The 25,551-nt window shown below is 60.9% G+C and carries 26 protein-coding genes; 17 read left to right on the top strand and 9 right to left on the bottom strand.

Annotated features, from left to right (window positions below):
* Window positions 1–97 precede the first annotated feature (97 nt).
* From EAO39_RS21975 to EAO39_RS21965, 3 genes are all read left to right on the top strand, one after another.
* Complete coding sequence (locus EAO39_RS21975; RefSeq protein WP_120971783.1) at window positions 98–772, top strand: GntR family transcriptional regulator; 675 nt, start codon at window positions 98–100, stop codon at window positions 770–772.
* A 281-nt stretch (window positions 773–1,053) separates the two neighbouring features.
* Window positions 1,054–1,689: a phosphoglycolate phosphatase gene (gph, locus tag EAO39_RS21970; RefSeq protein WP_120971782.1), complete on the top strand. Its 636-nt coding sequence runs from the start codon at window positions 1,054–1,056 to the stop codon at window positions 1,687–1,689.
* An 11-nt stretch (window positions 1,690–1,700) separates the two neighbouring features.
* Window positions 1,701–2,081 carry an S-adenosylmethionine decarboxylase gene (locus EAO39_RS21965; protein ID WP_120971781.1) on the top strand — a complete coding sequence of 127 codons (381 nt, stop codon included), beginning with the start codon at window positions 1,701–1,703 and terminating at the stop codon, window positions 2,079–2,081.
* 40 nt (window positions 2,082–2,121) lie between these two features.
* On the opposite strand, the gene EAO39_RS21960 is transcribed toward EAO39_RS21965, so the two are convergent.
* Window positions 2,122–2,769, bottom strand: a complete 648-nt coding sequence (locus EAO39_RS21960; RefSeq protein ID WP_240467164.1) for a chalcone isomerase family protein — start codon at window positions 2,767–2,769, stop codon at window positions 2,122–2,124.
* Between the two features lie 446 nt (window positions 2,770–3,215).
* Between EAO39_RS21960 and trpE the strand changes: the two genes are divergently transcribed.
* From trpE to trpC, 5 genes are all read left to right on the top strand, one after another.
* Window positions 3,216–4,715, top strand: coding sequence for an anthranilate synthase component I (trpE, locus tag EAO39_RS21955; protein WP_120971938.1), 1,500 nt, complete (start codon window positions 3,216–3,218; stop codon window positions 4,713–4,715).
* A gap of 8 nt (window positions 4,716–4,723) precedes the next feature.
* Window positions 4,724–5,074, top strand: a complete 351-nt coding sequence (locus EAO39_RS21950; protein WP_120971937.1) for a chorismate mutase — start codon at window positions 4,724–4,726, stop codon at window positions 5,072–5,074.
* Window positions 5,075–5,078: 4 nt separating this feature from the next.
* A complete protein-coding gene (locus EAO39_RS21945; protein ID WP_120971779.1) occupies window positions 5,079–5,660 on the top strand; it encodes an aminodeoxychorismate/anthranilate synthase component II in 582 nt (193 codons plus the stop codon).
* 118 nt (window positions 5,661–5,778) lie between these two features.
* Window positions 5,779–6,819 (top strand): anthranilate phosphoribosyltransferase, encoded by a 1,041-nt coding sequence (trpD, locus tag EAO39_RS21940; RefSeq protein WP_120971778.1) that lies wholly within the window; start codon window positions 5,779–5,781, stop codon window positions 6,817–6,819.
* Window positions 6,820–6,854: 35 nt separating this feature from the next.
* Window positions 6,855–7,655, top strand: a complete 801-nt coding sequence (gene trpC / locus EAO39_RS21935; protein ID WP_120971936.1) for an indole-3-glycerol phosphate synthase TrpC — start codon at window positions 6,855–6,857, stop codon at window positions 7,653–7,655.
* 11 nt (window positions 7,656–7,666) lie between these two features.
* On the opposite strand, the gene EAO39_RS21930 is transcribed toward trpC, so the two are convergent.
* Window positions 7,667–8,059, bottom strand: a complete 393-nt coding sequence (locus EAO39_RS21930; protein ID WP_120971777.1) for a winged helix-turn-helix domain-containing protein — start codon at window positions 8,057–8,059, stop codon at window positions 7,667–7,669.
* 186 nt (window positions 8,060–8,245) lie between these two features.
* Here EAO39_RS21930 and EAO39_RS21925 point away from each other — a divergent pair, with 186 nt between their 5' ends.
* Window positions 8,246–8,974, top strand: a complete 729-nt coding sequence (locus EAO39_RS21925; RefSeq protein ID WP_240467163.1) for a uracil-DNA glycosylase — start codon at window positions 8,246–8,248, stop codon at window positions 8,972–8,974.
* A gap of 18 nt (window positions 8,975–8,992) precedes the next feature.
* On the opposite strand, the gene EAO39_RS21920 is transcribed toward EAO39_RS21925, so the two are convergent.
* The 3 genes from EAO39_RS21920 to queA form a co-directional block, all read right to left on the bottom strand.
* Complete coding sequence (locus EAO39_RS21920; RefSeq protein ID WP_120971775.1) at window positions 8,993–9,889, bottom strand: DMT family transporter; 897 nt, start codon at window positions 9,887–9,889, stop codon at window positions 8,993–8,995.
* Window positions 9,890–10,159: 270 nt separating this feature from the next.
* Entirely contained in the window at window positions 10,160–11,059 is a 900-nt protein-coding gene (locus tag EAO39_RS21915; RefSeq protein WP_240467162.1) for a Wzz/FepE/Etk N-terminal domain-containing protein, read from the bottom strand.
* A gap of 84 nt (window positions 11,060–11,143) precedes the next feature.
* On the bottom strand, window positions 11,144–12,244 hold the full coding sequence (gene queA, locus EAO39_RS21910; protein WP_120971773.1) for a tRNA preQ1(34) S-adenosylmethionine ribosyltransferase-isomerase QueA: 1,101 nt from the start codon (window positions 12,242–12,244) through the stop codon (window positions 11,144–11,146).
* A 409-nt stretch (window positions 12,245–12,653) separates the two neighbouring features.
* On the opposite strand from queA, the gene recG reads away from it, so the two are divergent.
* The 3 genes from recG (at window position 12,654) to ubiA (ending at window position 17,022) form a co-directional block, all read left to right on the top strand.
* On the top strand, window positions 12,654–14,777 hold the full coding sequence (recG, locus tag EAO39_RS21905) for an ATP-dependent DNA helicase RecG (protein ID WP_240467176.1): 2,124 nt from the start codon (window positions 12,654–12,656) through the stop codon (window positions 14,775–14,777).
* Between the two features lie 284 nt (window positions 14,778–15,061).
* Entirely contained in the window at window positions 15,062–16,027 is a 966-nt protein-coding gene (locus EAO39_RS21900) for a LysR substrate-binding domain-containing protein (RefSeq protein WP_120971772.1), read from the top strand.
* Between the two features lie 101 nt (window positions 16,028–16,128).
* Window positions 16,129–17,022 (top strand): 4-hydroxybenzoate octaprenyltransferase, encoded by an 894-nt coding sequence (gene ubiA / locus EAO39_RS21895; RefSeq protein ID WP_120971934.1) that lies wholly within the window; start codon window positions 16,129–16,131, stop codon window positions 17,020–17,022.
* A 99-nt stretch (window positions 17,023–17,121) separates the two neighbouring features.
* On the opposite strand, the gene proC is transcribed toward ubiA, so the two are convergent.
* Window positions 17,122–17,955 (bottom strand): pyrroline-5-carboxylate reductase, encoded by an 834-nt coding sequence (gene proC / locus EAO39_RS21890; protein ID WP_120971771.1) that lies wholly within the window; start codon window positions 17,953–17,955, stop codon window positions 17,122–17,124.
* Between the two features lie 232 nt (window positions 17,956–18,187).
* On the opposite strand from proC, the gene aqpZ reads away from it, so the two are divergent.
* The gene (gene aqpZ / locus EAO39_RS21885; protein ID WP_120971770.1) at window positions 18,188–18,886 is read left to right on the top strand and encodes an aquaporin Z; all 699 of its coding nucleotides are present in this window, start codon (window positions 18,188–18,190) and stop codon (window positions 18,884–18,886) included.
* A gap of 128 nt (window positions 18,887–19,014) precedes the next feature.
* Here the strand turns inward: aqpZ and glpK are convergent, their stop codons facing one another.
* The 3 genes from glpK to EAO39_RS21870 are packed head-to-tail and all read right to left on the bottom strand — an operon-like array spanning window position 19,015 to window position 21,758.
* On the bottom strand, window positions 19,015–20,511 hold the full coding sequence (glpK, locus tag EAO39_RS21880; protein ID WP_120971769.1) for a glycerol kinase GlpK: 1,497 nt from the start codon (window positions 20,509–20,511) through the stop codon (window positions 19,015–19,017).
* 18 nt (window positions 20,512–20,529) lie between these two features.
* Window positions 20,530–20,997, bottom strand: coding sequence for a GNAT family N-acetyltransferase (locus EAO39_RS21875; protein ID WP_120971768.1), 468 nt, complete (start codon window positions 20,995–20,997; stop codon window positions 20,530–20,532).
* On the bottom strand, window positions 20,994–21,758 hold the full coding sequence (locus EAO39_RS21870) for a DeoR/GlpR family DNA-binding transcription regulator (protein WP_120971767.1): 765 nt from the start codon (window positions 21,756–21,758) through the stop codon (window positions 20,994–20,996). The genes EAO39_RS21875 and EAO39_RS21870 overlap by 4 nt, the downstream gene beginning before the upstream one ends.
* A 487-nt stretch (window positions 21,759–22,245) precedes the next feature.
* On the opposite strand from EAO39_RS21870, the gene EAO39_RS21865 reads away from it, so the two are divergent.
* The 4 genes from EAO39_RS21865 to rplE all read left to right on the top strand — a co-directional run bounded on the left by EAO39_RS21865 (window position 22,246) and on the right by rplE (window position 25,544).
* A complete protein-coding gene (locus tag EAO39_RS21865) occupies window positions 22,246–23,838 on the top strand; it encodes a glycerol-3-phosphate dehydrogenase/oxidase (protein WP_120971766.1) in 1,593 nt (530 codons plus the stop codon).
* A gap of 457 nt (window positions 23,839–24,295) precedes the next feature.
* A complete protein-coding gene (gene rplN, locus EAO39_RS21860; RefSeq protein WP_120971765.1) occupies window positions 24,296–24,664 on the top strand; it encodes a 50S ribosomal protein L14 in 369 nt (122 codons plus the stop codon).
* Window positions 24,665–24,676: 12 nt separating this feature from the next.
* Complete coding sequence (gene rplX / locus EAO39_RS21855; protein WP_120971764.1) at window positions 24,677–24,994, top strand: 50S ribosomal protein L24; 318 nt, start codon at window positions 24,677–24,679, stop codon at window positions 24,992–24,994.
* A gap of 10 nt (window positions 24,995–25,004) precedes the next feature.
* A complete protein-coding gene (gene rplE, locus EAO39_RS21850; protein ID WP_066541321.1) occupies window positions 25,005–25,544 on the top strand; it encodes a 50S ribosomal protein L5 in 540 nt (179 codons plus the stop codon).
* The last annotated feature ends 7 nt before the right edge of the window (window positions 25,545–25,551 follow it).

The raw sequence follows: 25,551 nt of genomic DNA, 5'->3' as shown, positions 1-25,551 counted from the left end.
TTGCGATGCAACGCCGCTGCGAACAGAACCGTTATGTACACTGGCTGTGCTCCCCAATGGAATACAGACCGACGTGACCACAGCTTCCCTCCCCCGTATGCCTGAAGAAGCGCCGAACGCAGGCGCCAAGACCGCGCTCAGTGCAGCCGACGTGGTGTTTTTTGGCATCGTCCATGGCCTGGAAATTCAGCGCTTTGTGCCGGGCCAGCGTCTGGTGGAAGTGGATCTGGCCCTGCAGTTCGGCGTGGGCCGCAATTCGGTGCGCGAGGCGATGCAACGTCTGATGGCCGACGGCATCGTCGATGTGCTGCGCCACAAGGGGGCGGCCATCAAGTCTTTGACTCTGCAAGAAACTCTGCATGTGCTGGACGTGGCCGAGCGCATGAGCGGCTTGCTGGCACGCACTGCCGCACAGAGCGTGCGCAGTGGGCATTCTCCCCAGGCCATTCAGACCGGACTGCAGTGGTTGGATAAGGCCGAGCAGGCACAGGATGCCGACGCCTTTGCGCGCGCGCGACGCCACTTCTACCGTGCCCTGCTTGATGCGGCAGGCAGCCGCGAACTCCGTCGCTTGTTCCCTTCGATCCAGATGCCCATCGTTTATGCCCAGCATCGCCTGCAGGGGCTGCAGAAACTCCGTCTGGCCGACTATCACGCCATCGCCCAGGCCGTGATCGCCGGCGATGCCGCTGCAGCGGACGCGGCAGGCATGGCCCATGTGCGCAATGTGCGACATGCGATAGCGCCTTCTTCGTCGGCCGATTCCGCCTGACTGTGCCTAACCCTTCTGCAGGTGTGCAGTTTGCTCCTCGTTTTGCACACCTTGGTCGTCATGGCAGACAGGTCAGTCAAAGTTACCTATCAGCGCTTGCATTGATGGAGAGTCTCAACGCCTATCGCGGGCATCCCGCTTCGGTTGATCAAATTCCAGGTGGATAGACCTGTTGGCAAACTTTTTTCTCTGAAGCGTACGATACGCTCAGGAAAAATTGCAAATTTCATTCTGTGACTCGAAAATTTAATCTCATATCCGACCTTGACATCGACGCCGTCATGGTCGATCTAGACGGCACCATGGTGAACACATTGGGTGACTTTGCCGAGGCGCTCAACCGCATGTTGGCCGACCTGCAACTGCCGTCGATTGCGCCGCAGGCCATAGAGCACATGGTGGGCAAGGGCTCGGAAAATCTGATCCGCTCCGTGCTCAAGCATGTGGGTGCAGAGCAGGCGGAGGCACTTTATCCACAGGCCTGGCTGCGCTACGAGCACCATTACCTGGCCATCAACGGGCAGTTTGCCGATGTCTACCCCGGCGTTTTGCAAGGCTTGCAGCGCTTAAAGGACGCCGGCCTGCGCCTGGCCTGTCTGACCAACAAGCCGCTGTCTTTTGCCCAGCCGCTGCTGGCCGCCAAGGGGCTGGATGGTTTTTTTGACTGCGTGTTCGGTGGTGATTCTTTCGAGCGCAAAAAACCCGACCCTATGCCGCTGATCGAAACCTGCAAGGCTCTGGGCAGCCTGCCCGCGCGCACGCTGATGGTGGGCGATTCCAGCAACGATGCACAGGCCGCCCATGCGGCGGGTTGCCCCGTGGTGCTCATGACCTACGGCTACAACCACGGCCAGCCCATTGAAGCCGTGGCAGCGCAGGCGCATCTGGATTCGATGGACCAGCTCCAGCACGGTTAAGCTCTGGGCCCATGCATGGCTTGCACCTGACCGCCGACCTCTACCAATGCCAGGGCCCGCAGCATTTGATGCTGGAGGCCGAGGCCATTGCCCAGCTGTGCCTGGCCGAGGTGCACAACGCCGGCCTGAGCCGCATGGCCGACAAATGGGTGAGCTTTCCCGGCTGCGATGGGCGGCCCGGCGGGGTGACGGGCACGGTGTTGCTGGCCGAATCGCATCTGGCTATTCACACCTGGCCCGAGAGCGGTAGCGTCACCATCGATGTCTATGTGTGCAATTTCTCGGGCGACAACTCGGCCAAGGCCCACGCTTTGATGGATGCGGTAATTGCCGCCTATGCGCCAGGCAAGCTGCTGCGCCAGCAGCTGCAGCGCGGTGAGTTAGCAAAATAGAGAGCGGCTGGCGCAGATGGAATAAGGGCTGGAGCTGAATTTAACTCTGGCTTGTGCCCAGCAAGGCTTTTTTGAGCTGCTCATCGGCGGGCTTGGGGCCCAGCCAGATGCCCAGCAGGGCATTGAAGAATTCCGGTTCCTTGAACGGCTCGCCCTGGGGCTGGCCTTTGACCAGCACCTGCGTGCCCTGGCCGGGAATCCAGTCCACTGAAAAGTTCTCGCCCGCCAGCAGCTTTTTGTGCTGGGTGAAGATGTCGCTCATGCGCATCACGCCGGGAATCAGCTTGGAGAAAGCGGCGCGCTCCATATTGTCTTCCATGCCCCGGGCGAACAGCTTGCCCAGCTCGGCCGAATCGATCTCGCGCAACATGGTCACGCTGATGCGCTTGGGGCCGTTCAACTGGCTGATCTCCTGCAGGCTGTGCGCCGGCTTTTCCAAATACAGGCCGGCAGTATAGACCTTGAAAATCGCCTTGTAGCGCGTTCCCGCGCCGTTGAGCGTCAGCGTCTTGCCCTGCGCTTGCAGCGACGGTGCATAGCTCACCCCATTGATCTGCAGCGCAGCGGCCGCTGTGCCGGTGCTCTGGGCCTGGGCGCTGTGCGCCGCCAGCAGCAGGCAGGCGCTGAAGGCCAAGGCGATGGCCGTGCCCGCATGGCGGCGCATGGAACCCGTGTGGAATACCGACATCGTGAATATCTCCTCCATGATGGTCCCGGGCTCTTTGTTTCGCCTGTGCGGCGGTCGCGATCCGGGAGTGGATCGCCATGTTGAGGTCTGCCATGACGACCCGCAATACGGGCCGCCCCGCAGAGGTGTGTAGGTGCTCTCCATGGCGATCAGGCTGGCCGCGCTGCATTTTCTGCCCGCGGTGCGGATGCGCTACACTGCTCGGATCATGTTCATTCATCGCGCGTTCATTGCAGGTTGTGGAGACCGGGGAGCCTGGCCCTGGCGTAAGCCTGCCCAACTGAACAGCTAAAGCACTCCGGCACGAGCCCGGCGTGCACCCGCGGCCCCTTGGGCCAATTGGAATGAACCGGCGCATCTCTTACGCAAACTCTCGCGTCACCTGTCACTGAGATCCAAGCAAGATCAGCAGGTGTGCCATGCGCCATGACTCCCGGAGCAAACCCGTGATCACGGAACTGGAATTCAAGTCTCTTGCGGCCCAAGGCTATAACCGCATCCCCCTGTTGAGCGAGGCGTTTGCCGACCTCGAAACCCCGCTTTCCCTCTATCTCAAGCTGGCTCACGCCAACGGCGACGGCAAGTACAGCTTTTTGCTGGAATCCGTGGTCGGCGGCGAGCGTTTTGGCCGCTACAGCTTTATCGGCTTGCCGGCGCGCAGCTTTGTGCGCGCCAGCGGTTTTGGCGATCAGGCCAAGACGGAGGTGGTGACCGACGGCCTGGTGGTGGAAACCGCCAGCGGCAACCCGCTGGACTTTATCGCCGCTTACCAAAAGCGTTTCAAGGTGGCACTCTCGCCCGGTCTGCCGCGTTTTTGCGGTGGCCTGGCCGGCTACTTCGGCTATGACGCCGTGCGCTACATCGAGAAAAAGCTGGAGCACTCCTGCCCGCCCGATTCTCTGGGCACGCCCGACATCATGCTGCTGCAGTGCGAGGAAGTGGCCGTCATCGACAACCTCTCGGGCAAGCTCTACCTGATCGTCTACGCCAATCCTGGCGAGGCCGAAGCCTATACCCGCGCCAAGAAGCGCCTGCGTCAGCTCAAGGATCAGCTGCGCTACTCGGTCAGCGCGCCGCAGATTCGTGCCGGAGAAAGCTATCCCGCAGAGCGCAGCTTTGACAAGCAGGACTATCTGGCCGCCGTGCAAAAGGCCAAGGATCTGATTGCGGCAGGCGACTTCATGCAAGTGCAGGTAGGCCAGCGGATTCACAAGCGTTTCACGGCCTCGCCGCTGTCGCTGTACCGCGCGCTGCGCTCGCTCAACCCCAGCCCCTACATGTACTTCTACCATTTCGGAGATTTCCATGTAGTGGGGGCCAGCCCCGAAATTTTGGTGCGCCAGGAAAGCACGCCCGATGGCGAAAAGGTGACGATTCGCCCGCTGGCCGGCACCCGCCCGCGCGGCAACACGCCCGAGTCGGACAAGGCCACGGAGCAGGAGCTGGTGACCGATCCCAAGGAACGGGCCGAGCACGTGATGCTGATCGATCTGGCACGCAACGACATCGGCCGCATTGCCAAGACCGGCAGCGTGAAGGTGACCGAAGCCTTTGCCGTGGAGCGCTACAGCCATGTCATGCACATCGTGAGCAATGTGGAAGGCCTGCTGCTGGACGGCATGGAGAACATGGATGTGTTCAAGGCCACCTTCCCCGCCGGCACGCTGACGGGCGCACCCAAGGTGCATGCCATGGAAGTCATCGACCAGCTCGAGCCCACCAAGCGCGGCATCTATGGCGGTGCCTGCGGCTATTTGAGCTTTGCCGGCGACATGGATCTGGCGATTGCGATTCGCACCGGCGTCATCAAGGACAACGTGCTTTATGTGCAGGCCGCAGCCGGTGTGGTGGCGGATTCGGTGCCCGAGCTGGAGTGGAAGGAAACCGAGCACAAGGCCCGCGCCTTGTTGCGCGCTGCAGAACTGGTTGAGGAAGGTCTGGAATGAGCGAAAACATCTGCAAGGCCTTTGACAAGGTCGACCCCTGCGCCAGCATGGACGAAGTGCGCGCCGGCGTGAATGCGCTGGATGACGTGCTTGTGCCCCTGCTGGTGGAGCGCAGCGCCTACATGACCCAGGCCGCACGCGTGAAAAACGACGCAGGCCTGGTGCGCGACGAGGCTCGCATCCAGGCCATCGTGGACCGCGTGCGCCCCATGGCCGTCGCCCAGGGCGGTGATGCCGATCTCATGGAGCGCCTGTACCGGGCCATGATGGAGTGTTACATCGATTTCGAACACCAGGAGCTGGTCCGTTTGCGCGGCCAAGGCCTGCAACCGCGCGCCCCAGGCGCAGCCCAGGAGTAAGACCATGAAACTGCTGATGGTCGACAATTACGACAGCTTTACCTACAACATCGTTCAGTACTTTGGTGAACTGGGCGCCGAGGTGACCGTGGTGCGCAATGATGAAACCACGGTGGCCGAAGTGGAGGCGCTGATGGCGCGCGAAGGCATAGAGCGTCTGGTGATCTCGCCCGGCCCCTGCTCGCCGGCCGAAGCCGGGATATCCGTGGCTGCGATCAAGCACTTTGCCGGCAAGCTGCCGATTTTGGGCGTCTGCCTGGGTCACCAGAGCATTGGTGCAGCCTTTGATGGCGACATCATCCGTGCCGGCCAGCAAATGCATGGCAAGACTAGCGTGATCCACACCGATCAAAAAGGCGTGTTTGCCGGTTTGCCCCAGGAGTTCACCGTCAACCGCTATCACTCGCTGGTGATAGACAAAAAGACGCTGCCTGCCTGCCTTGAAATCACCGCCACCAGCGAAGATGGTGAGATTCAGGGCGTGCGCCACAAGACGCTGGCCATCGAGGGTGTGCAGTTCCACCCCGAGAGCATTTTGACCGAGCATGGTCATGCCATGCTGAAGAACTTTCTTGAGCAGAAGTAAGCTGAATTTCACTCATTAATCAGTAGCTTTTGGCGCTTGATATGGCTTGATTTCAAGCTGGATTCCTTTGGAACTCAAGATAAAGCAAGCGCCAGCAACTCTTAAAAGTATAGAGAGATTGGTCATGATTACTCCCCAGGAAGCGCTGCAGCGCACCATCGAGCACCGCGAGATCTTTCACGACGAAATGCTGCATCTGATGCGCATGATCATGCGCGGCGAGCTCTCGCCGGTGATGACGGCCTCCATACTCACCGGCCTGCGCGTGAAGAAGGAAACCATTGGCGAGATCTCGGCCGCGGCCGAGGTGATGCGCGAGTTCTCCAACAAGGTGAACGTGCATGACAAAAACCATCTGGTGGACATCGTTGGCACGGGCGGCGATGGCGCCAACACCTTCAACATCTCCACCTGCTCCACTTTTGTGATTGCAGCGGCAGGCGGCAAGGTCAGCAAGCATGGCGGGCGCAGCGTGAGCAGCAAGTCCGGCAGCGCCGATGCCATGGAAGCGCTGGGCATCAATATCAACCTCAACGCCGCCCAGATCGCCGATTGCATACGCGATGTAGGCATTGGTTTCATGTTCGCGCCCAACCACCACCCGGCCATGAAGAATGTGGCGCCGGTGCGCAAGGAGCTGGGTGTGCGCACCATCTTCAATATTCTGGGCCCGCTGACCAACCCGGCCAGTGCCCCGAATATTCTGATGGGCGTGTTCCACGAAGATCTGGTCGGCATTCAGGTGCGCGCTCTGCAGCGTCTGGGCGCCGAACATGCGCTGGTGGTCTATGGCCGCGATGGCCTGGACGAAATCAGCCTGGGCGCCGGCACTCTGGTGGGCGAACTCAAGGACGGTGTGGTGCGTGAATACGAAATCCACCCCGAAGACTTTGGTCTGCGCATGGCGGGCACGCGTTCGCTGAAAGTGGAAAACCCCGAAGAGTCCAAAGCCATGCTGCTGGGCGTGCTGCAGGGCGAGCAAGGCCCGGCGCGAGATATCGTCTGCCTGAATGCTGGCGCTGCGCTGTATGCGGCCAACGCGGCCAGCTCCATTGAAGATGGTCTGGGGCGTGCGCAAAGCGCGATGGACAGTGGCGCGGCACTGAAAAAGCTGCAGGAACTGGTGCGCTATACACAGCAATTTTCGGCCCAGGCATAAGCCTGTGGGCCATGAGCGAATTCAAGGATGAATCCATGTCTGACATTTTGAAGAAAATCTGCGACGTCAAAGTCCAGGAAGTGGCAGCCGCCAAAAAGCGCCTGTCTTTTGAGGCCATGCGCCACGACGCCGAAAGCCGCGTATCGACCCGCGATTTCGTGGGCGCGCTGCGCGCCAAGATCTCGGCCGGCCAAGCTGCCGTGATTGCCGAAGTCAAGAAAGCCAGTCCCAGCAAGGGCGTGATCCGCCAGGACTTCGATCCTGCGGACATCGCCCAGAGCTATATGCTGGGCAATGGCAAGATCAATGCCGCCTGTCTGTCGGTGCTGACCGACCGCCAGTTTTTTCAGGGCCAGCCCGACTTCTTGAAGCAAGCCCGTGCCAGCACCACGCTGCCCGTGCTGCGCAAAGATTTCATGGTCGATCCCTATCAGATCTATGAGTCGCGAGCCATGGGCGCCGATGCCATCTTGCTGATTGCCGCCTGTCTGGATGATGCGCAGATGGCCGATATGGAGCAGATTGCCCGCAGCCTGGATATGGCCGTGCTGGTGGAAGTGCATGATGCCAAGGAGCTGGAGCGTGCGCTCAAGCTCAAGACCGAGCTGGTGGGCATCAACAACCGCGATCTGCGCAGTTTCGAAGTCCATATCGAAACCACGCTGGAGCTGCAGAAAAACGTGCCTGCCGATCGCCTGCTGGTGACCGAATCGGGAATCTTGACCTCCGCCGACGTGAAGACCTTGCGCGACGCCGGCATCAACGCCTTCCTGGTGGGCGAGGCCTTTATGCGTGCACCCGAGCCCGGCGAAGCTCTGGCCAAGCTGTTTGCTTGAGGGGTAGGGGTTCAGTCCAGAGGCTGAACTTCGGTATCCAGAAAATAGCCTGCGCTGCGCTTGGTCTTGAGCAGCACGGGCGCGCCTTTCCTGCTTTCGATCTTGCGGCGCAGACGCAGTATCTGCACATCAATGGCGCGGTCGTAGGTTTTGTCTTCGGCTTGGGTCATGTCCATGATGGAGTCACGGCTCATGATTTTTCGGGGGTGTTTGAGCAAGATCAGCAGCAGGGCGTACTCGGTCTTGGTCAGGCCCACCTCCTGGCCGTCGCAGCTGCGCAGCTTGCGTGAGCGCGTATGCAGCTCCCAGCCGGCAAATCGGAAGCCCTTGGCCGCATGGCCGGATTCCCCATGGTGAGCAGAGCTGGAATGCAGAACCTGGGTGGCAGCAGCGAATGGGTGCATAGGAACTCCTGTTCAGGCCAGTACTTGCGCCAACGGTGCGAGATAGCGATCAGCCTGGTATGCAGCAATTTTTGGTACTTTTGTAACCTTTGTCACTCACTGATATCAGGTATTTTGCCGGCCTGTTCTGTGCTTTTTCCATGCGTTGCAGCGTGAGAACCTGAAAAATCGGCAATGAGCCATACGATGACAAACTCTTCAAACTCCCACCCTGCTGGAACATCGCAGTTGCAGACGGCCCATCCTGCTGACTGGTCCGTGGCCTCCGGCTGGAAGCCGGTGGTGGATCAATTTTTCGCCGCAGCCGCAGGTCAGCGCCTGCAGGCTTATCTGCAGCAGCGTCTGGATGCGGGCGCCGTGATTTTTCCGCCTCAGCCGCTGCGGGCGCTGGAGCTGACTGCACCCGAAGACGTGCGCGTGGTCATCCTGGGGCAGGACCCCTACCATGGCCGTGGTCAGGCCGAGGGGCTGGCTTTCTCCGTCGCGCCGGGCGTGCGCATACCGCCCTCGCTGCAAAACATCTTCAAGGAAATGCTGCGGGATCTGGGAACGCCATTTCCCGCCTTTCCCCAGCCGGGCGGCAGTCTGGTGGCGTGGGCGCAGCACGGCGTGTTGCTGCTCAACACCTGCCTGACCGTGGAAGAAGGTCAGGCCGCCAGCCACAGCAAGCGCGGCTGGGAGGCGTTGACCGACGCCATCATTCGCCAAGTGGCAGAGCAGGGCCGCCCCACGGTGTTCATGCTGTGGGGGGCGCATGCGCAATCGAAGCGGGTGTTTATTCCCGAAGACAAGGGGCATCTGGTGCTGATGAGCAACCACCCGTCTCCGCTGTCGGCCCTGCGTCCGCCAGTCCCTTTCATGGGTAACGGCCACTTTGGCAAGGCACGCGAGTTCCGACTTGAGCACGGATACTGAGTCGCCTGCCGGCTGCTTTCAGCGGGATTCGCGCACCGTCAGCCAGGCGCTGAGCGCGCCGCCTAGGGCAATGATCAGCATGCCCATGACTGCCCATTGGTCGGGGATGTGGCGGTAGAGCAGCCAGCCGGCCATGGCCGCAAACAGGATCTGGCTGTAGAGGTAGGGCGTAATCGTGGCCGGTTTGGCGTATTCGTAGGCCTTGAGCATCAGCAGGTGGCCGATGGCGCTGCCGACACCCATGGCCGCGATGCCGGCAAGCATTGCCGGGCTTGACAGCGGCGCGGAGGCCGTCCAGATCCAGGGCAGGCTGAAGCTGGTCAGCAGCAGTGCGAACAGGCTGGTGTAGATCTGGGTGGTCAAGGGCTTTTCTTTGCCTGCCATGCGACTGCTGACGATCTGATAGCTGGTATTGGCCGCCAGTTGCAACAAAGGCCACAGCAAGGCAGCGCCTGAATAAGCCGTGCCGCCAGGCCGCACGATGATGAGCGTGCCGGTAAATCCCAGGGCGACCAGCACCCAGCGCAGCGGGCTGACTCTCTGGCGCAGCCACAGGGCGGCCACCAAGGTCATGGCCAGCGGCGTCATGGCGACGATGGCTGTGAACTCTGCCAGAGGCAGGGAACGCAAGCTCATCATGGCGCAGGCATTGCTCAGGCAAAACAGCAGCGCTCTGACCAGCTGGAAGCGCCAGTGTGCCGTGCAAAACACCTTCAGCCCATGGCGAAACAGGCCGTAACTCAGCGTCAGGCTGGTTTGCAGCGCATAGCGCAGCCAGAGCGCCATCAACAGGGGCAGGGCGGCTCCCACATATTTGGCGCCTGCATCCAGCACGGAGAAGGATGCGCAGGCCCCCAGCGTCAGAACAATGCCAAGCAAAGGTGTAGCGCTGCGCGATTCAGATATGGGCTTCAAGGCGTTCCGGCTTTGTTTCAGTGCTTTTTCTGCAGGTCAGCTCAGACCTGAGTGCAGGGCAATGGCCGTGATGGCAAAAAATGAGGAGTGGAGAGCAGGTGAGTAGCCGGCGGGAAGGCCTGCATCAATGCAGGCTGAGATTGGGCAGACAAACTGCACGAGCCGCGGGCTGTGCCATGGCATGCATGTAGCCAAGGCCCGATTGTAGATGTGGCCTGCAACAAAAAAGCCCGCAAGCAAGCGCTGCGGGCCTTTGGGGTGTCGCCTTGTTTACCAGGGCAGTGCGCGGCGGATTCTGGCCAGCTTTTCGGCTTGCTCTGGCGAGCTTTGCTTGGCCGTGCGCACAGCCTGGCGCGCAAATACAAACAGCAGCAAGATAAAGCCCGTCAGCACCGTTGCACCCACAGCGACCAGCGATTTCTTGGGTTTGATCGCCTGCTCGGGCAAGGTAGGCATCTGAACGATGTCATCGTTGTCCAGGCCTCCCAGGCGGCGTTCCATGTCCAGAATGGCGCGTTGCCGGGCACTATTGGCAGACAGCAGCTCGCCATAGAGGCGACTGGTGGCTTCGGTCACAGCTTTGCCGGAAGCGATGGAAGCCGCTGTATCGTGCTCAAGCTTGGAGGCTTCCTGCAAACGTTTTTTTTCGCTTTCCAGCTGCTGCTCCAGCTGTTTTTTCTCCAGACCGCGGGGCTTGCTCAAGGGGAATAGTGCGTCCAGCAAGGCTTGATTGAGCTTTTGGGCAGCTTCCGGTGATTTGGCCTGCGTCTGAATATTCAACAACTTGTCTTGCTTGCCTACGGTCACTGAAATCCGCTTGCTGAGCTTATTGATGATCTCCTCGGTGGTGAGGTGATCATCGAGCCCTGCCGTGGGAGCGATCTGGGTCAGCACGTCTGCCGACATGGCCAAGCTGGCCGCCACATTGGCAGTAAAGCCCGAGCTTCCAGTTTCGGCTTGCAGGGTCGAACTGCTTTGGTAGGTCTTGGGAAGCGCAAAACTCACGCCCAAGGCAATGATGCCCACCACGAGGGGGCCGAAAATCAGCAGTTTCCAGTTTTCAACCAGGGTGAGCAGTAAATCGAGCAAATCCAGCTCATCGTCAGGGTGGTTCAATGTATCCATCTGGGGTGGTGTCGTGCTGGTCTGACCAGTGCTGCTATTTTGCATCGTGGGAATCTATCACTGAACAACTGTAGGACGAAGACCGAATTTGCTAGTTTACGTGACTGGCTTGGCCGATTTCACCGCCATTTAACAGTCCGGTGTCTTGCTGCGCTCCAGCAGCATGGAATCCCCATAGCTGAAGAAACGGTAGTGCTGTGCAATCGCGTGCCGATACAAATCCATGATGTGCTCATAGCCGGCAAAAGCGCTGACCAGCATCATCAGCGTGCTTTTAGGCAGGTGAAAGTTGGTGATCAGCAGATCCACCACCTGGTATTGAAAACCGGGAGTGATGAAGATCTTGGTGTCGCCTGTTGTGTTGCCGAATTTGGCCCAGGACTCCAGCGTGCGCACCGTCGTGGTTCCCACGGCCACAATGCGGCCGCCGCGCTGACGGCAGCGCTCCATGGCGGCCAGGGTGGCGAGCGGCACGTCATACCACTCGCTGTGCATGGTGTGCTCGGCCAAGTTTTCGGTCTTGACGGGCTGGAAGGTACCTGCACCCACGTGCAAGGTCACGCTGGCGCGCTCCACACCCTTGGCGTGCAGGGAGACTAGCACGGTTTCGTCAAAATGCAGGGCTGCCGTGGGCGCTGCCACGGCGCCTGGATGCGAGGCGAATACGGTCTGGTAGCGTTCGCTGTCTTCTTTCTCGTCAGGATCGTGTTCGGCGTTTTGCTGGCGCTCGATATAGGGCGGCAGCGGCAGATGGCCGAATTGCTCCAGCAGCTCATAGGGCGTCTCGCCGTTGAGGCCTTTGAATGACAGGTGGAACAGTTGGCCGTTTTCATCGGGCCAGCGGCCCAGCAGCTGGGCTTCGAAGCCGCCGTTCCTGAGTCCGCCGCACAGATGAATCTTGGCGCCGGGCAAGGGCTTCTTGCTCACCCGCATATGGGCCACGACTTCGTTGTTCTGCAGCACGCGTTCGACCAACAGTTCAATCTTGCCGCCGCTGGCTTTTTCGCCAAAGACGCGGGCCTTGATGACCTTGGTGTCGTTGAAGATCAGCAAATCGCCCGCTTGCAGCAGATCGGGCAGCTCGCGGAAGATGCGATCCGTGGGCGGTGTATTGCGACCGTCGAGCAGGCGAGAAGCGCTGCGAATGGCGGTGGGATGCTGGGCAATCAGCGCTTCGGGCAGATCAAAGTCGAAGTCGCTGAGGGTGAATTCACGAGAGCTAGAAGACATGCAGGGCTTGAGGGCCGAACCAGGCCCGTTCCAAGTTCAATCAAACAAGCCGGCAATTGTCTCAAATTGGCGTAAGGGGCGCGGGCTTCAGGGATGAGCTGCCGTGATTTCGGGCTTTGCAGCCACCAGTTCCCTGTACGGCTCCCGGGCCGCAATGCCGTGAGCAGGGTGCATGTCGGCCCGGATTACGATCTCTGTTGCGATGCGAATTGAACCGTCTGCCCTCTGCTATGCTGCCGGAACTGCTGTATATGCATACACTATCCGTGCCCGGCCCAAGCATGCCGCTGCATGCGGGCGGCCGAACTGTACCGAGGAGTTCGCATTGCCTGAGACTGTCAATCCACCTGCTGCTAGCGCTGCCAAAGCGGCGACAGCTGCCAAGCCCGGGCGCGGCCGCAGCGCCAAGGTGCAGGCCGACGGTGCTGGTGTGGGCGAGCAGCCCAAGAAGGCGGCTCCCAGTCCGGCTCAGCAGGCGCTGCAAAAACTGGGGCTCAAACGCGATATCGACCTGGCCCTGCATCTGCCGCTGCGTTACGAGGACGAGACACGCATCACGCCGCTGAGAAATGCCAGGGATGGCGACACCGTGCAGATCGAGGCCACGGTGACGCACAACGAGATCCAGCTGCGGCCCCGGCGCATGCTCAAGGTTACGGTGGATGACGGCACGGGCGAGTGCGTGCTGACCTTTTTCAGCTTCTATCCCTCCCAGCAGAAAACCATGGCCGTGGGCACCCGGTTGCGCATACGGGGCGAGGTCAAGGGCGGCTTCTGGGGGCGGCAGATGATGCACCCGGCTTTTCGTGCGGCGGGCGGCGAGCTGCCGACGGCGCTGACGCCCGTCTATCCCACCACGGCCAGCCTGCCCCAGCCCTATCTGCGCCGTGCCATTGCCACGGCGCTGCTGCGCGCCGATCTGTCCGAGACGCTGCCGCCGGGTGAACGCCCTCCCGTGGTGCAGACCTATGGTCAAAACGGCACGCAGCCTTTGTTTGATCTGCGCAATGCGCTCACCTTTTTACATCATCCAACGCCCGATGTGGCGCTGGTCACTTTGGAAGATCACACCCATCCCGCCTGGCAGCGCCTGAAGGCCGAAGAGTTGCTGGCCCAGCAACTGTCGCAATACGAGGCCAAACGTGAGCGCGCACGACTCAGGGCTCCGTTGCTGCGCGCCGCCAATGAGGCCGGCGATCTCACCGAGCAGTTTCTGGCCCAGCTGCCTTTTGGCCTGACCGGTGCCCAGCAACGCGTGGTGGCCGAGATCCGTGCCGACATGGAGCGCAGCGTTCCCATGCACCGCTTGCTGCAAGGCGATGTGGGTTCGGGCAAAACCGTGGTGGCGGCCCTGTCCGCCGTGGCTTGCATCGAAGCGGGTTGGCAGTGCGCGCTGATGGCACCCACCGAGATTCTGGCAGAGCAGCACTTTGGCAAGCTGGTGGACTGGCTGGAGCCCATTCTTGCTCCGCTGGGCAAGAAGGTGGCTTGGCTGGCTGGTGCGCAGAAAAAGAAAGAGCGCGCGGCCATGCTGGCGCTGGTGGCAAGTGGCGAGGCGGCTTTGGTGGTCGGCACTCATGCCGTGATTCAGGACCAGGTGCAGTTCAAGAATCTGGCGCTGGCCGTGATTGACGAGCAGCACCGTTTTGGCGTGGCCCAGCGCCTGGCGCTGCGGCAAAAGCTGGCAGCTACCGGGCTTGAGCCGCATATGCTGATGATGAGCGCCACACCCATTCCACGCACCCTGGCCATGAGCTATTACGCCGATCTGGACGTCTCCACCATCGACGAGTTGCCGCCCGGGCGCACGCCCATCGTCACCAAGCTGATCGCCGACAGTCGCAAGGACGAGGTGATTGAACGCATAGGCGCCCAGGTATTCAGCGGCCGTCAGGTGTACTGGGTCTGCCCGCTGATCGAGGAAAGCGAGGCGCTGGACTTATCCAATGCCACGGCCACGCACGCGTATCTGAGCGAAATGCTGCCCGGCGTCATGGTTGGCCTGCTGCATTCGCGCATGCCTACGGCCGAGAAAAAAGCCGTGATGGAGCTGTTTTCCGCCGGCGTGATGGGGGTGTTGGTCTCGACCACCGTGATCGAAGTGGGGGTGGACGTGCCCAATGCCTCGCTGATGGTGATCGAGCACTCCGAGCGCTTCGGCCTCTCGCAGCTGCACCAGCTGCGCGGCCGGGTGGGGCGCGGTGCGGCGGCATCGGCCTGCGTGCTGCTGTACTCGGTCAACGACAACGGGCGGCTATCCGATACCGGCAAGGAGCGCTTGCGCGCCATGGCCGAGACCAATGACGGCTTCGAGATTGCCAGGCGCGATCTGGAAATCCGCGGCCCCGGCGAATTTCTGGGTGCTCGCCAGTCAGGCGCCGCCATGCTGCGTTTTGCCGATCTGGAGCTGGATGTGCTGCTGCTGGACTGGGCCAGAGAGCTGGCTCCGCGCATGCTGGAGCGTTACCCCGCACTGGCAGCGCGCCATGTCAGCCGCTGGTTGGGCGGCAAATCCGAATACCTGAAGGCTTGATGCCCAGAATATTGTTTTAAAACGTAAGTATTTGATTCAGTCCAGCTGTTTGTCATCGCCATAGATGCTCTGCATCAAGCATTTGCTGCTGCTGTTTTCATTGAAAATCAATGACTTATGAAAGTTGCATCAGCACGGTGCGTGATTGATACAGCGCATTTCCGAGCCGAAATGGGTGTGGTCGAATCAATCCATTTCAGTTTTAATAGCATTTGACTATTACAGGCCGGCCCGCAAGGATTACGCAATCCCTGAGCTTTCCCAGGCCCTCACCAAAGAGTTGCATGACCCTCACCGAATTGAAATACATCGTGGCCGTGGCCAGAGAAAAGCACTTTGGGCGCGCTGCCGAAGCCTGTTATGTGTCTCAGCCCACTTTGTCCGTGGCCATCAAGAAGCTGGAAGAAGAGCTGGATCTCAAGCTGTTCGAGCGCAGCGCCGGCGAGGTGACCGTGACTTCGCTGGGTGAGGAAATCGTGCGCCAGGCGCAAAGCGTGCTGGAGCAGGCCAACGAGATCAAGGAAATCGCCAAGCGCGGCAAGGACCCGCTGTCCGGCGTTCTGACCCTCGGGGTGATTTACACGATTGGCCCCTATCTGCTGCCTGAGCTGGTGCGCAACTCCATCCGCAACACGCCCCAGATGCCGCTGATGCTGCAGGAAAACTTCACCATCAAGCTGCTGGAGATGCTGCGCACCGGCGAGATCGACTGCGCCATCATGGCCGAGCCTTTCCCCGATACGGGTCTGGCCCTGGCGCCGCTGTATGACGAGCCTTTCATGGCCGCCGTACCCAGCGGCCACCCGCTGGCGGAACGAGATAGCCTCTCGACCACGGATCTCAAGAACGAGACCATGTTGCTGCTGGGCGCCGGCCATTGCTTTCGCGATCATGTGCTGGAGGTCTGCCCCGAATTTGCCCGCTACGCCAGCAATTCCGAAGGCATTCGTCGCACTTTCGAAGGTTCGTCGCTGGAAACCATCAAGCACATGGTGGCTGCCGGCATGGGCGTGACCCTGGTGCCCCGTCTGTCCGTGCCTGCCGATGCGCTCAATAGCGAGCGCCGTCGCAAGTCCGACGAGCCCCATATCCGCTATCTGCCGATTCATGACGAAGACGGCATTACCCCGCCTTCGCGCCGTGTGGTGCTGGCTTGGCGTCGCAGCTTTACCCGCTATGAAGCGATTGCTGCGCTGCGCAATGCGGTCTATGCCTGTCCTTTGCCCGGCGTAACCCGCCTGACGGACTAAGCCGCGCCGCGCTTGGGCACTCAGGCCGCTTTGCAGCGGCCTTTTTGATGCCTGCAGAGCCGGGCGCACAATAGATGCTGGCCGCATCCCACTCTTTTGCCATGACATCCTCTCCCACTTCTCCTGCGCCCGCTGTTCGGCGCAGCCGCCTCTCGCTGTATCTGGACCTGATCCGCTTTAACCGCCCCGCCGGCTGGCTGGTGCTGGTCTGGCCCACGCTGGTGGCGCTGTGGGTCGCGGGTCATGGTTTTCCGGGCTGGCATCTCTTCATCGTCTTTGTGCTGGGAACGGTGCTGATGCGCAGCGCAGGTTGCACCATCAACGATATTGCCGACCGCGACTTTGACAAGCATGTGAAGCGCACCAAGCTGCGCCCCATCACCAGCGGCCAGGTCTCGGTCAAGGAAGCGGCCATGGTGGGCCTGGTGCTTACGCTGATCGCGTTCGGCCTGGTGCTTTCCACCCGCTGGGAGGCCGTGGCCTGGTCCGTGCCGGCCGTGCTGTTCACGATTCTTTATCCCTTCACCAAGCGTTTTTTCGCCATGCCCCAGGCTTTTCTGGGCATCGCGTTCAACTTCGGCATCCTGATCGCGTTTGCTGCGGTGACGGGTGAGGTGAGCGCCACGGCCTGGACGCTGTGGCTGGCCAATATGTTTCTGGTGCTGGCCTACGACACCGAATACGCGATGGTGGATCGCGACGACGACCTGAAGATCGGCATGAAGACCTCGGCCATCACCCTGGGCCGCTGGGATGTGGCTGCCATCATGGCGTTTTTTGCGCTGTGCTGGGGGCTGACGGCCTGGGTGCTGGCACCGTATCAGCTGGGCTGGCTTTTCTGGCTGGGCATGGGCGTGGCGGCAGCGCAGATCGTCTGGCACTTTACGCTGATCAGGCACCGCACACGTGAGGGCTGTTTTGTGGCCTTCAGCAAAAGCCATTGGATAGGCGCCAGCATTTTTGCGGGTGTGCTGCTGGGCTTTGCGCTCAAGTAATCCTGTTTTGATAGCTGCTTGCGCTTTATCCAATTGGGCTTGACGGCTTAAGAGCATGAAAAAACCGGCCTGGGCCGGTTTTTTCATGTCGTCGCAGCCTCAGTGGCCGAACTCGGTGGCCAGTTCCTTGGCGCGGGCTTCGGCCTTGCGCATGGCGGCGATGAAGTGTTCGGGCAGCTTTTGCTCCTGCATATGGGTGATGGCGGCGTAGGTGGTGCCGCCCTTGCTGGTCACGCGCTGGCGCAGCACTTCGGCGCTCTCGCTGGAGCGGGCGGCCAGTTCAGCACCGCCCTGGAAGGTGGCGACCGATAGCTTGTAGGCCTGTTCGGGGCTCAGGCCCATGTCCACGCCGGCCTGGGTCATGGCTTCCAGGAACAGAAACACATACGCCGGGCCCGAGCCGGAGAGGGCGGTCACGGCATCCAGGTGCTCCTCCTGGTTCACCCAACTGATCTGGCCCGTGCTGCTGATCACGGCCTCGATCAAGGCCTTGCCAGCGGCTTCCACCTCAGGGCGGGCAAACAGTCCCGTCATGCCCTTGCCCACCAGCGCGGGCGTATTGGGCATGGCGCGCACGATGCGATGGCTGCCGGTCCAATTGGCAATGCTGTCGGTGTTGATGCCGGCGGCCACACTCAGATGCAGGGCGGCCTGGGTAAACGGGGCGGCTGCAGCGGCTGCGTCCTTGAAGGTCTGGGGCTTGACGGCCCAGACCACCAGGCCGGCCGCTTGCAGTGCGGCCGTGGCTTCGGGCAGCGCTCTGATGCCGAAGTGGCTGTGCAGGGCGGTGCGGGCCGCCTCAAAGGGCTCGACCACGATGATGTTGGCGGCAGGAACACCCTGAGCTATCAGGCCGCCAATGATGGCGCTGGCCATATTGCCCCCGCCGATAAAGGCGATGGAAGGAAAGGTGGTGCTTGCGTTCTGGCTCATGGTCGGTTCACGGATGGCGAATGGAAGTGGATGAAGACTATAAACCTGCGGCGCATCGGCCTGCGGCTTGGCCCTTCACGTGCCGAAGTCACGGGCATGGGCTGCGGTGTCGCAGATTGTTCACATTCCTGACTTGTGCGCATCACCCAAGCGTTTCTAAGATTCACGCGCAGTGCGCTCTGTGCCGCGTTGTGCGGCAGGGACTGCATTGCTCCAAGAGCGGGAGAACATCATGGCATCCAATGTCAAAAAATGGTCGGCAGAGTTTCTGGGGACTTTTTGGCTCACCTTCGGTGGCTGTGGCAGTGCGGTACTGGCCGCAGCGTTTCCCGAAGTAGGCATCGGCCTGCTAGGTGTGTCTCTGGCCTTCGGCCTGACCGTGTTGACGGGGGCCTATGCTTTTGGTCCGGTCTCGGGCGGGCATTTCAACCCCGCGGTGTCGGTGGGGCTGATGGTGGCGGGCCGCTTCAAGGCGTCCGAGTTGCCGGGCTACATCATTGCCCAGGTGCTGGGTGCGATTGTTGCTGCCGGCGTGTTGTATGTGATCGCCACCGGCAAGGCCGGCGCCAATGTCACCGATCTGGCCACCAACGGTTTTGGGGAGCATTCGCCCGGCAAGTTCAACATGCTGGCCGCCTTGGTGACCGAGGTGGTGTTGACGGCCGTGTTCCTGCTGGTGATCCTGGGTTCCACCACCAAGAAAGCGGCGGCCGGCTTTGCCGGCATGAGCATAGGCCTGTGCCTGACGCTGATCCATCTGATCTCGATTCCCGTGACCAATACCTCGGTCAACCCCGCCCGCAGCACCGGCCCGGCCCTGTTTGGCCCGGCAATTGCAGTGGAGCAACTGTGGTTGTTCTGGCTGGCCCCCATCGTGGGCGCTATCATCGGCGCGCTGATCCACAAGGCCTTGCTGGGCGACGAGGAGTAAGCGCAATGCGATTGCCCCGGCTTGACTGGGGCAAAAAAGAAACGGGATGCGTGCTGGTGGCGCATCCCGTTTTTTTTGTTGTTTTCGGGCAGTAGACCTTGCTTGGTAAGCGCTAGTTGCTCACTAATTCATAGTGATGTGGTTTGACGTACGGCCAGCTCCCAGCGTTGCATCAGCTCGTCGGCGCGGGCTTTGTCCTGTGTGGGCATGAAGCGGCGCTCGGCTTTCCACAGGGCAGACAGCTCCTCGGTGCTCTGGTACACGCCGGTGGCCAAACCGGCCAGATAGGCGGCGCCCAGGGCCGTGGTTTCCACACAGGCCGGGCGTACCACGGGAATGCCCAGCAGGTCGGCCTGGAACTGCATCAGCAGATTGTTGACGCAGGCACCGCCGTCCACGCGCAACTCGCTGACCGGGCGGCCGCCATTGGCCACAGCATCGCGGCTCATGGCCAGCAGCAAGGCCGCGCTTTGGTAGGCAATCGATTCCAGCGCCGCGCGGGCAATGTGGGCAATCGTGGTGCCGCGCGTCAGGCCGGTGATGGTGCCGCGGGCATCGGGCTTCCAGTAGGGCGCGCCCAGGCCGGTAAAGGCGGGCACCATCATCACGCCGCCCGAATCGGGCACGCTTTCCGCCAGTTGCTGCACCTGACCGCTGTGTTCTATGGCTTGCAGGCCGTCGCGCAGCCACTGCACCACGGCACCGCCGACGAAGACGCTGCCTTCGAGCGCGAATTGCGGCTGGGTCGAGGCCTGTGCCGCCGAGGTGGTCAGCATGCCGTTGGCCGAGGTCTGGAACTGCCCGCCCGTATGCATGAGCATGAAGCAGCCTGTGCCATAGGTGTTCTTGGCCATGCCGGCTTCAAAACAGCCCTGGCCGAAGAGGGCGCTTTGCTGGTCGCCGGCCACGCCGCCAATGGCAATTTCGCCGCCCAGCACATGCTCCGCCGTCTTGCCGAAGTCGGCGGCCGAAGGCAGGACCTCGGGCAGCAGGCTCTTGGGAATATGCAGGGCGGCCAGCAGCTCCTCGTCCCACTGGTTGGTGTGGACGTTGAACAGCATGGTGCGGCTGGCGTTGGAAACGTCGGTTACATGGCGTTTGCCGCCCGTCAGCTGCCAGATCAGCCAGCAGTCCACGGTGCCGAAAGCCAGTTCGCCGCGCTCGGCGGCCGTGCGGGCGCCGGGGACGTGGTCCAGCAGCCATTGCAGCTTGGTGCCTGAGAAATAAGCATCGATCAGCAGGCCGGTTTTTTGCTGGATGCTGTCGGCCAGGCCGGCGTCGCGCAAGGCGGCGCAAATAGGTTCGGCTCGGCGGTCCTGCCAGACGATGGCGTGGTGAATGGGCTTGCCCGTGGCGCGGTTCCAGACCACGGTGGTCTCGCGCTGGTTGGTAATGCCCACGGCGCGGATATCGCGGGCGCCAAGACCGGCCTTGCTCAGCGCTTCCTTGGCCGTGGTCAGCTGGGTGCGCCAGATTTCCAGCGGGTCATGCTCCACCCAGCCCGGCTGTGGATAAATCTGCGGCAGCTCCATCTGGGCCGAGGCCACTAGGCGGCCCTGGGCATCAAACACAATGCTGCGGGAGCTGGAAGTGCCTTGGTCTAGGGCAAGCAGGTAAGTCGTCATGGCTTACTCGTTTTCTATTCAGGTATTCAGGGGCAGAACAAAGCGCGCCATTTCGGCTTGCTCCGTCCAGCCCTGTTGTTGATAAAAGCCCCGTTGATACGACGGGCGCTCTCGGTTGTTGACCAGCCAGATGCGCTGGCAGCGACGTTCGCGAGCCGCCTGGGTGGCAGCGTTGAGCAGGAGGGTGCCAGCGCCCAGGCCTCGTGCACTATCGGCCACAAACAGCTCGCTGACATAGGCTTCCCAGCCTAGAAGCACGGCCGAAGGCAGCCAGTGAACTGCGCAGTAGCCGCAAATGCCTTGGCTGGCATGCTCGGCCACCAGCAGCAGGCTGGAGTGGGGCGCCGCAATCAGTGTTGCAACGGCCTGCAGGGCTTGTTCATCCGTAGCCTGCTCATGGGCCTTGAACCAGCCTATGCCCTCGAGCAGGGCGGCAATGGCTGCGGCATCCTGCGTCTGCGCGCTGCGGACGGTGATGGCGCTCATTGCGCGACTATGCACTGCACTTCGGCATCGCGCAGCAGCGCATCGAAGGGTGCGGGCGGCGGGGCGTCGGTGAACAGGCGGTCGATCTGATTCAGGCGCGCCAGTTCCACCATGGCCTGGCGGCTGAATTTGCTGTGATCGGCAGCCAGCCAGACTTCGCGCGACTGGCCGATGATGGTTTGGGCTACCTTCACTTCGCGCAGATCAAAGTCGCGCAGGCTGCCGTCGGGCTCGATGGCCGAAATGCCGATCAAGGCAATATCGACCTTGAACTGGCGGATGAAGTCCACGGCGGCCTCGCCCACAATGCCGCGGTCGCGCGTGCGCACCAGACCGCCGGCCACGATGACCTCGCAGTCGGCATTGCTGCTCAGGATGGCCGCCACGTTGAGGTTGTTGGTGATCACGCGCAGGCCACGATGCTTGAGCAGGGCCTGGGCTACCGCCTCGGTGGTGGTGCCGATATTGAGAATCAGCGAGCAGTTGTTGGGAATGGCGTCGGCCACGGCGCGGGCGATGCGGGTCTTGCCCTCGGCGTGCATGACCTGGCGCTGGGGGTGAGCCAGATTCTCTACCGTGGCACTGGGTACCCGCACCCCGCCGTGAAAGCGCACCAGCAAGCCGGCATCAGCCAGCTTCTGAATGTCTCGGCGCACGGTTTGCAGGGTGACGCCCAGCGTCTCCGCCAGTTGCTCCACCGAAGTGGACTGGCGGGCGCGGACTTCTTCGACAAGCTGCAATTGGCGGGGGTTGGAGTTCACGGCGTCAGATGGAGTAGGGTGAAAAAGTCCATGGGCGCAATACAGAGCCCAGGCGCGGCAGTGTGGAATGTAAACCGAAAACAAAGGAAGCAATTGGCCCTGCGCCTGTTTGGCTTGGGATGCGGTCTGCAGGCTGCTATTTCATAGGTTCTCGGGTGGGTTGTGCTGGAATTCTGTGTCGCTTGTAGCCGTCTGCATTCGTTGCATCTGGCCTACATCTGCTGTGAGTGAAATGTGTTTGGTCATTAAGGCGCCGCAAGATGCCGGCAAGGTAAGACATCCCACTTTTTGCGTGAATAGTGGGACTTTATCGAACTAAAACGAAAAGAAAAAACCAGAAACTATGTAGAAATTTGAAAAAAGAGCGAAAATCGCCGCTTCGTCAGTTCGATTGCGTGGTTTGCAGGTACTGGCTATAAGAACGCTGGGAGGCTGAAGCCGTCTTCGCGCCTGGGTTCTGGTGTTGTCGATGTTTTAAGAGGTGTCCATGTCTGCCGCTCCATCCCCTTTGTCCACTGCACGCGCAGATCTGCTCACGCGTCTGGCCCAGCCCGAAACCTATGATCTGGCCATCATTGGTGGTGGAGCGACAGGTCTGGGCGTGGCCGTGGACGCGGCCGCACGCGGTTTCAAGGTGGTACTGCTGGAGTCCATGGACTTTGCCAAGGGCACTTCGTCGCGTGCCACCAAACTGGTGCATGGCGGTGTTCGCTATCTGGCCCAGGGCAATATCTCGCTGGTGCGTGAGGCGCTGCACGAGCGCACCACGCTGTTGCACAACGCCCCCCACCTGGCCCAACCTCTGGCCTTTGTGATGCCGTCTTACAAATTGCTCGATACGCCGTTCTATGGCGTGGGCCTGAAGATGTATGACGCTCTGGCCGGCAAGGCGGGCCTGGGTTCCACGGAGTTTCTGTCTGCCGCCAAGACGGTGAAATACCTGCCGACGGTGCAGCAAAAAAGCCTCAAGGGCGGTGTGAAGTACTGGGATGGCCAGTTCGACGACGCGCGCCTGGCTCTGGCCCTGGCTCGTACAGCGGCCGCCAAGGGCGCTTTGCTGGTCAACTACTGCGCGGCCGAAACGCTGATTTACGAAGACAACAAGGTCGCCGGCGTGATCTGCAAAGACACGGAAAGCGGACGCAGCTTTACCGTGCATGCCAAGTGCGTGGTCAACGCCACCGGCCCGTGGGTGGACTTGTTCCGCCAGCAGGATGCCCAGGCCCAGGGCAAGCCCGTCAAACCCATGGTTGCGCCCAGCCAGGGTGTGCACGTGGTGGTGGACAGGGACTTCCTGCCCTCGGATCATGCTCTGCTGATACCCAAGACCGCCGATGGCCGCGTGCTGTTTGCCGTTCCATGGCTGGGCAAGGTCATTCTGGGAACGACGGACACGCCGCGCCACGATCTGGCGCGCGAGCCGCTGCCTTTCCCCCAGGAACTGGACTTCATTCTTTCGGAAGCCGGCAAGTATCTGAACCGCCAGCCCACGCTGGCCGATGTGCGCAGCATGTGGGTGGGCCTGCGTCCCCTGGTCAAGCCCCAGGATGACGATGGTGCGAACACCAAGAAGATCAGCCGCGAGCACACCGTCATGTCCAGCAAGACCGGTCTGGTGACGGTGACTGGCGGCAAGTGGACCACCTACCGTGCCATGGCCGAGGATGTGCTGACCGAGTGCTTCGATATCGGCCGCCTGCCCAGCCGCCCCGCTGGCGTGACCGTGCACCTGCCTCTGGTGGGCGCTCCGGCGGAGGCGCAAGTCAAGCACCGCATGAACCAGGCCCAGGGCGTGCACTCCTATGGCACGGAAGGCGCTGCAGTGCAGGCCTTGCCGGGCGCGGAAGTCTGGCTGACTGAAGGCCTGTCCGAAGCCATGGTGCGCTTTGCCGCCCGTTACGAATACGCCCGTACGGTGGAAGACATGCTGGCGCGCCGCAGCCGTCTGCTTTTCCTGGATGCCCGCAAGGCCGCCGAGGTGGCGCCGCGCGTGGCGGCTATTCTGGGCGAGGAGCTGGAGTGCGATGCCCAGCTCGACGACTTCCTGGTTCTGGCCAAGCAGTACCTGCCAGCTGTCTGAAGCGGCTAAGCCGTCAAACAAAAACGCCAGAGCCCAGGTTCTGGCGTTTTTGTTTGTGCCGAAAGCCCACATTGAGTCCCACGGGAATAAGTGGTGCGCGAATGACTGTGGCGATCGGTTTGGGTGGCTCGGAAGTAATGAATATCCATTGATATCAATGATTTAATTGCGATTGAAGTTATTTTTTTAGGAGTCGATGGGGCGGTCGTGTTGCAAAGCGCGCTGGCCCCGTGCATTGGAGGTGTCTTTGTTGGCTAAGCGCTTGACGTGCAAAGGAATTCCTGCGACAATCTATGGCTTCACAAGTAAAAACTGTGAAGTGTTCTGCCCAGTGGAAGCCTTTCGGAATGGTCCGGGAGGTGGACGACGGGCCCAAGACTGACTGGCTGCTCTTGATCGGCCCTTGAGAAGACTCTGGGGCTGTCGGGCGTTGCTGGAGCAAGTTGGGAATATTGAAATGATCCAAACAGAATCTCGGTTAGAGGTTGCCGACAACACCGGCGCGAAGTCTGTCCAGTGCATTAAGGTACTGGGCGGTTCTCATCGCCGCTATGCAAGTGTTGGCGACATCATCAAGGTGAGCATCAAGGAAGCAGCACCCCGTGGCCGCGTCAAAAAAGGCGAGGTTTACAGTGCTGTGGTGGTGCGTACCGCTAAGGGCATCCGTCGTGCAGACGGTTCGCTCGTGAAGTTCGACGGCAATGCCGCCGTTCTTCTGAACGCCAAGCTGGAGCCTATCGGCACCCGCATCTTTGGCCCCGTGACTCGTGAACTGCGTACTGAAAAGTTCATGAAGATCGTGTCGCTGGCCCCTGAAGTTCTCTAAAGGAATAGCACCATGAACAAGATTCGCAAGGGCGACGAAGTTATCGTGCTGACCGGCCGTGACAAGGGCAAGCGTGGCGTGGTTTCTCTGCGCAAGGATGACTCCCACGTTATCGTGGACGGTATCAACCTGGTCAAGAAGCACACCAAGCCAAACCCCATGAAGGGCACCACCGGCGGCATCGTGGAAAAGGCTATGCCTATCCACCAATCCAACGTGGCTATCTTCAATGCAGCGACTGGCAAGGCCGATCGCGTGGGCATCAAGGTGAACGCCGATGGCGCACGTGTTCGCGTGTTCAAGTCCAATGGCGCTGAAATCGCCGCCTAAGGAGTAACACATGGCACGACTGCAAAAACTCTATCGCGAAAAGATCGCGGCTGAACTGAAAGAAAAGTTCGGCTACACCTCCGCTATGGAAGTGCCCCGCCTGACCAAGATCACCCTGAACATGGGTGTGAGCGAAGCCGTGGCCGACAAGAAGGTGATGGACAACGCCGTGGCTGACCTGACCAAGATTGCTGGTCAGAAGCCTGTGGTGACCAAGGCCAAGAAGGCTATCGCTGGTTTCAAGATCCGTGAAGGCCAAGCAATTGGCTGCATGGTGACCCTGCGTGGCGTTCAGATGTACGAATTCCTGGACCGTTTCGTTACCGTGGCTCTGCCCCGCGTGCGTGACTTCCGTGGTATCTCCGGCCGTTCGTTCGATGGCCGCGGCAACTACAACGTTGGCGTCAAAGAACAGATCATCTTCCCTGAAATCGAATACGACAAAGTGGATGCTCTGCGTGGTCTGAACATCAGCATCACGACATCGGCAAAGAACGACGAAGAGTGCAAGGCACTGCTCGCAGCGTTCAAGTTCCCCTTCAAGAACTGAGGTAGCG

Origin of the sequence: Comamonas sp. lk, from assembly GCF_900564145.1 — a bacterium.
Taxonomy (GTDB): Bacteria; Pseudomonadota; Gammaproteobacteria; order Burkholderiales; family Burkholderiaceae_C; genus Comamonas.
Note: the sequence above shows the minus strand (reverse complement) of the source record. Positions and strands in the feature narration are given on the sequence as shown.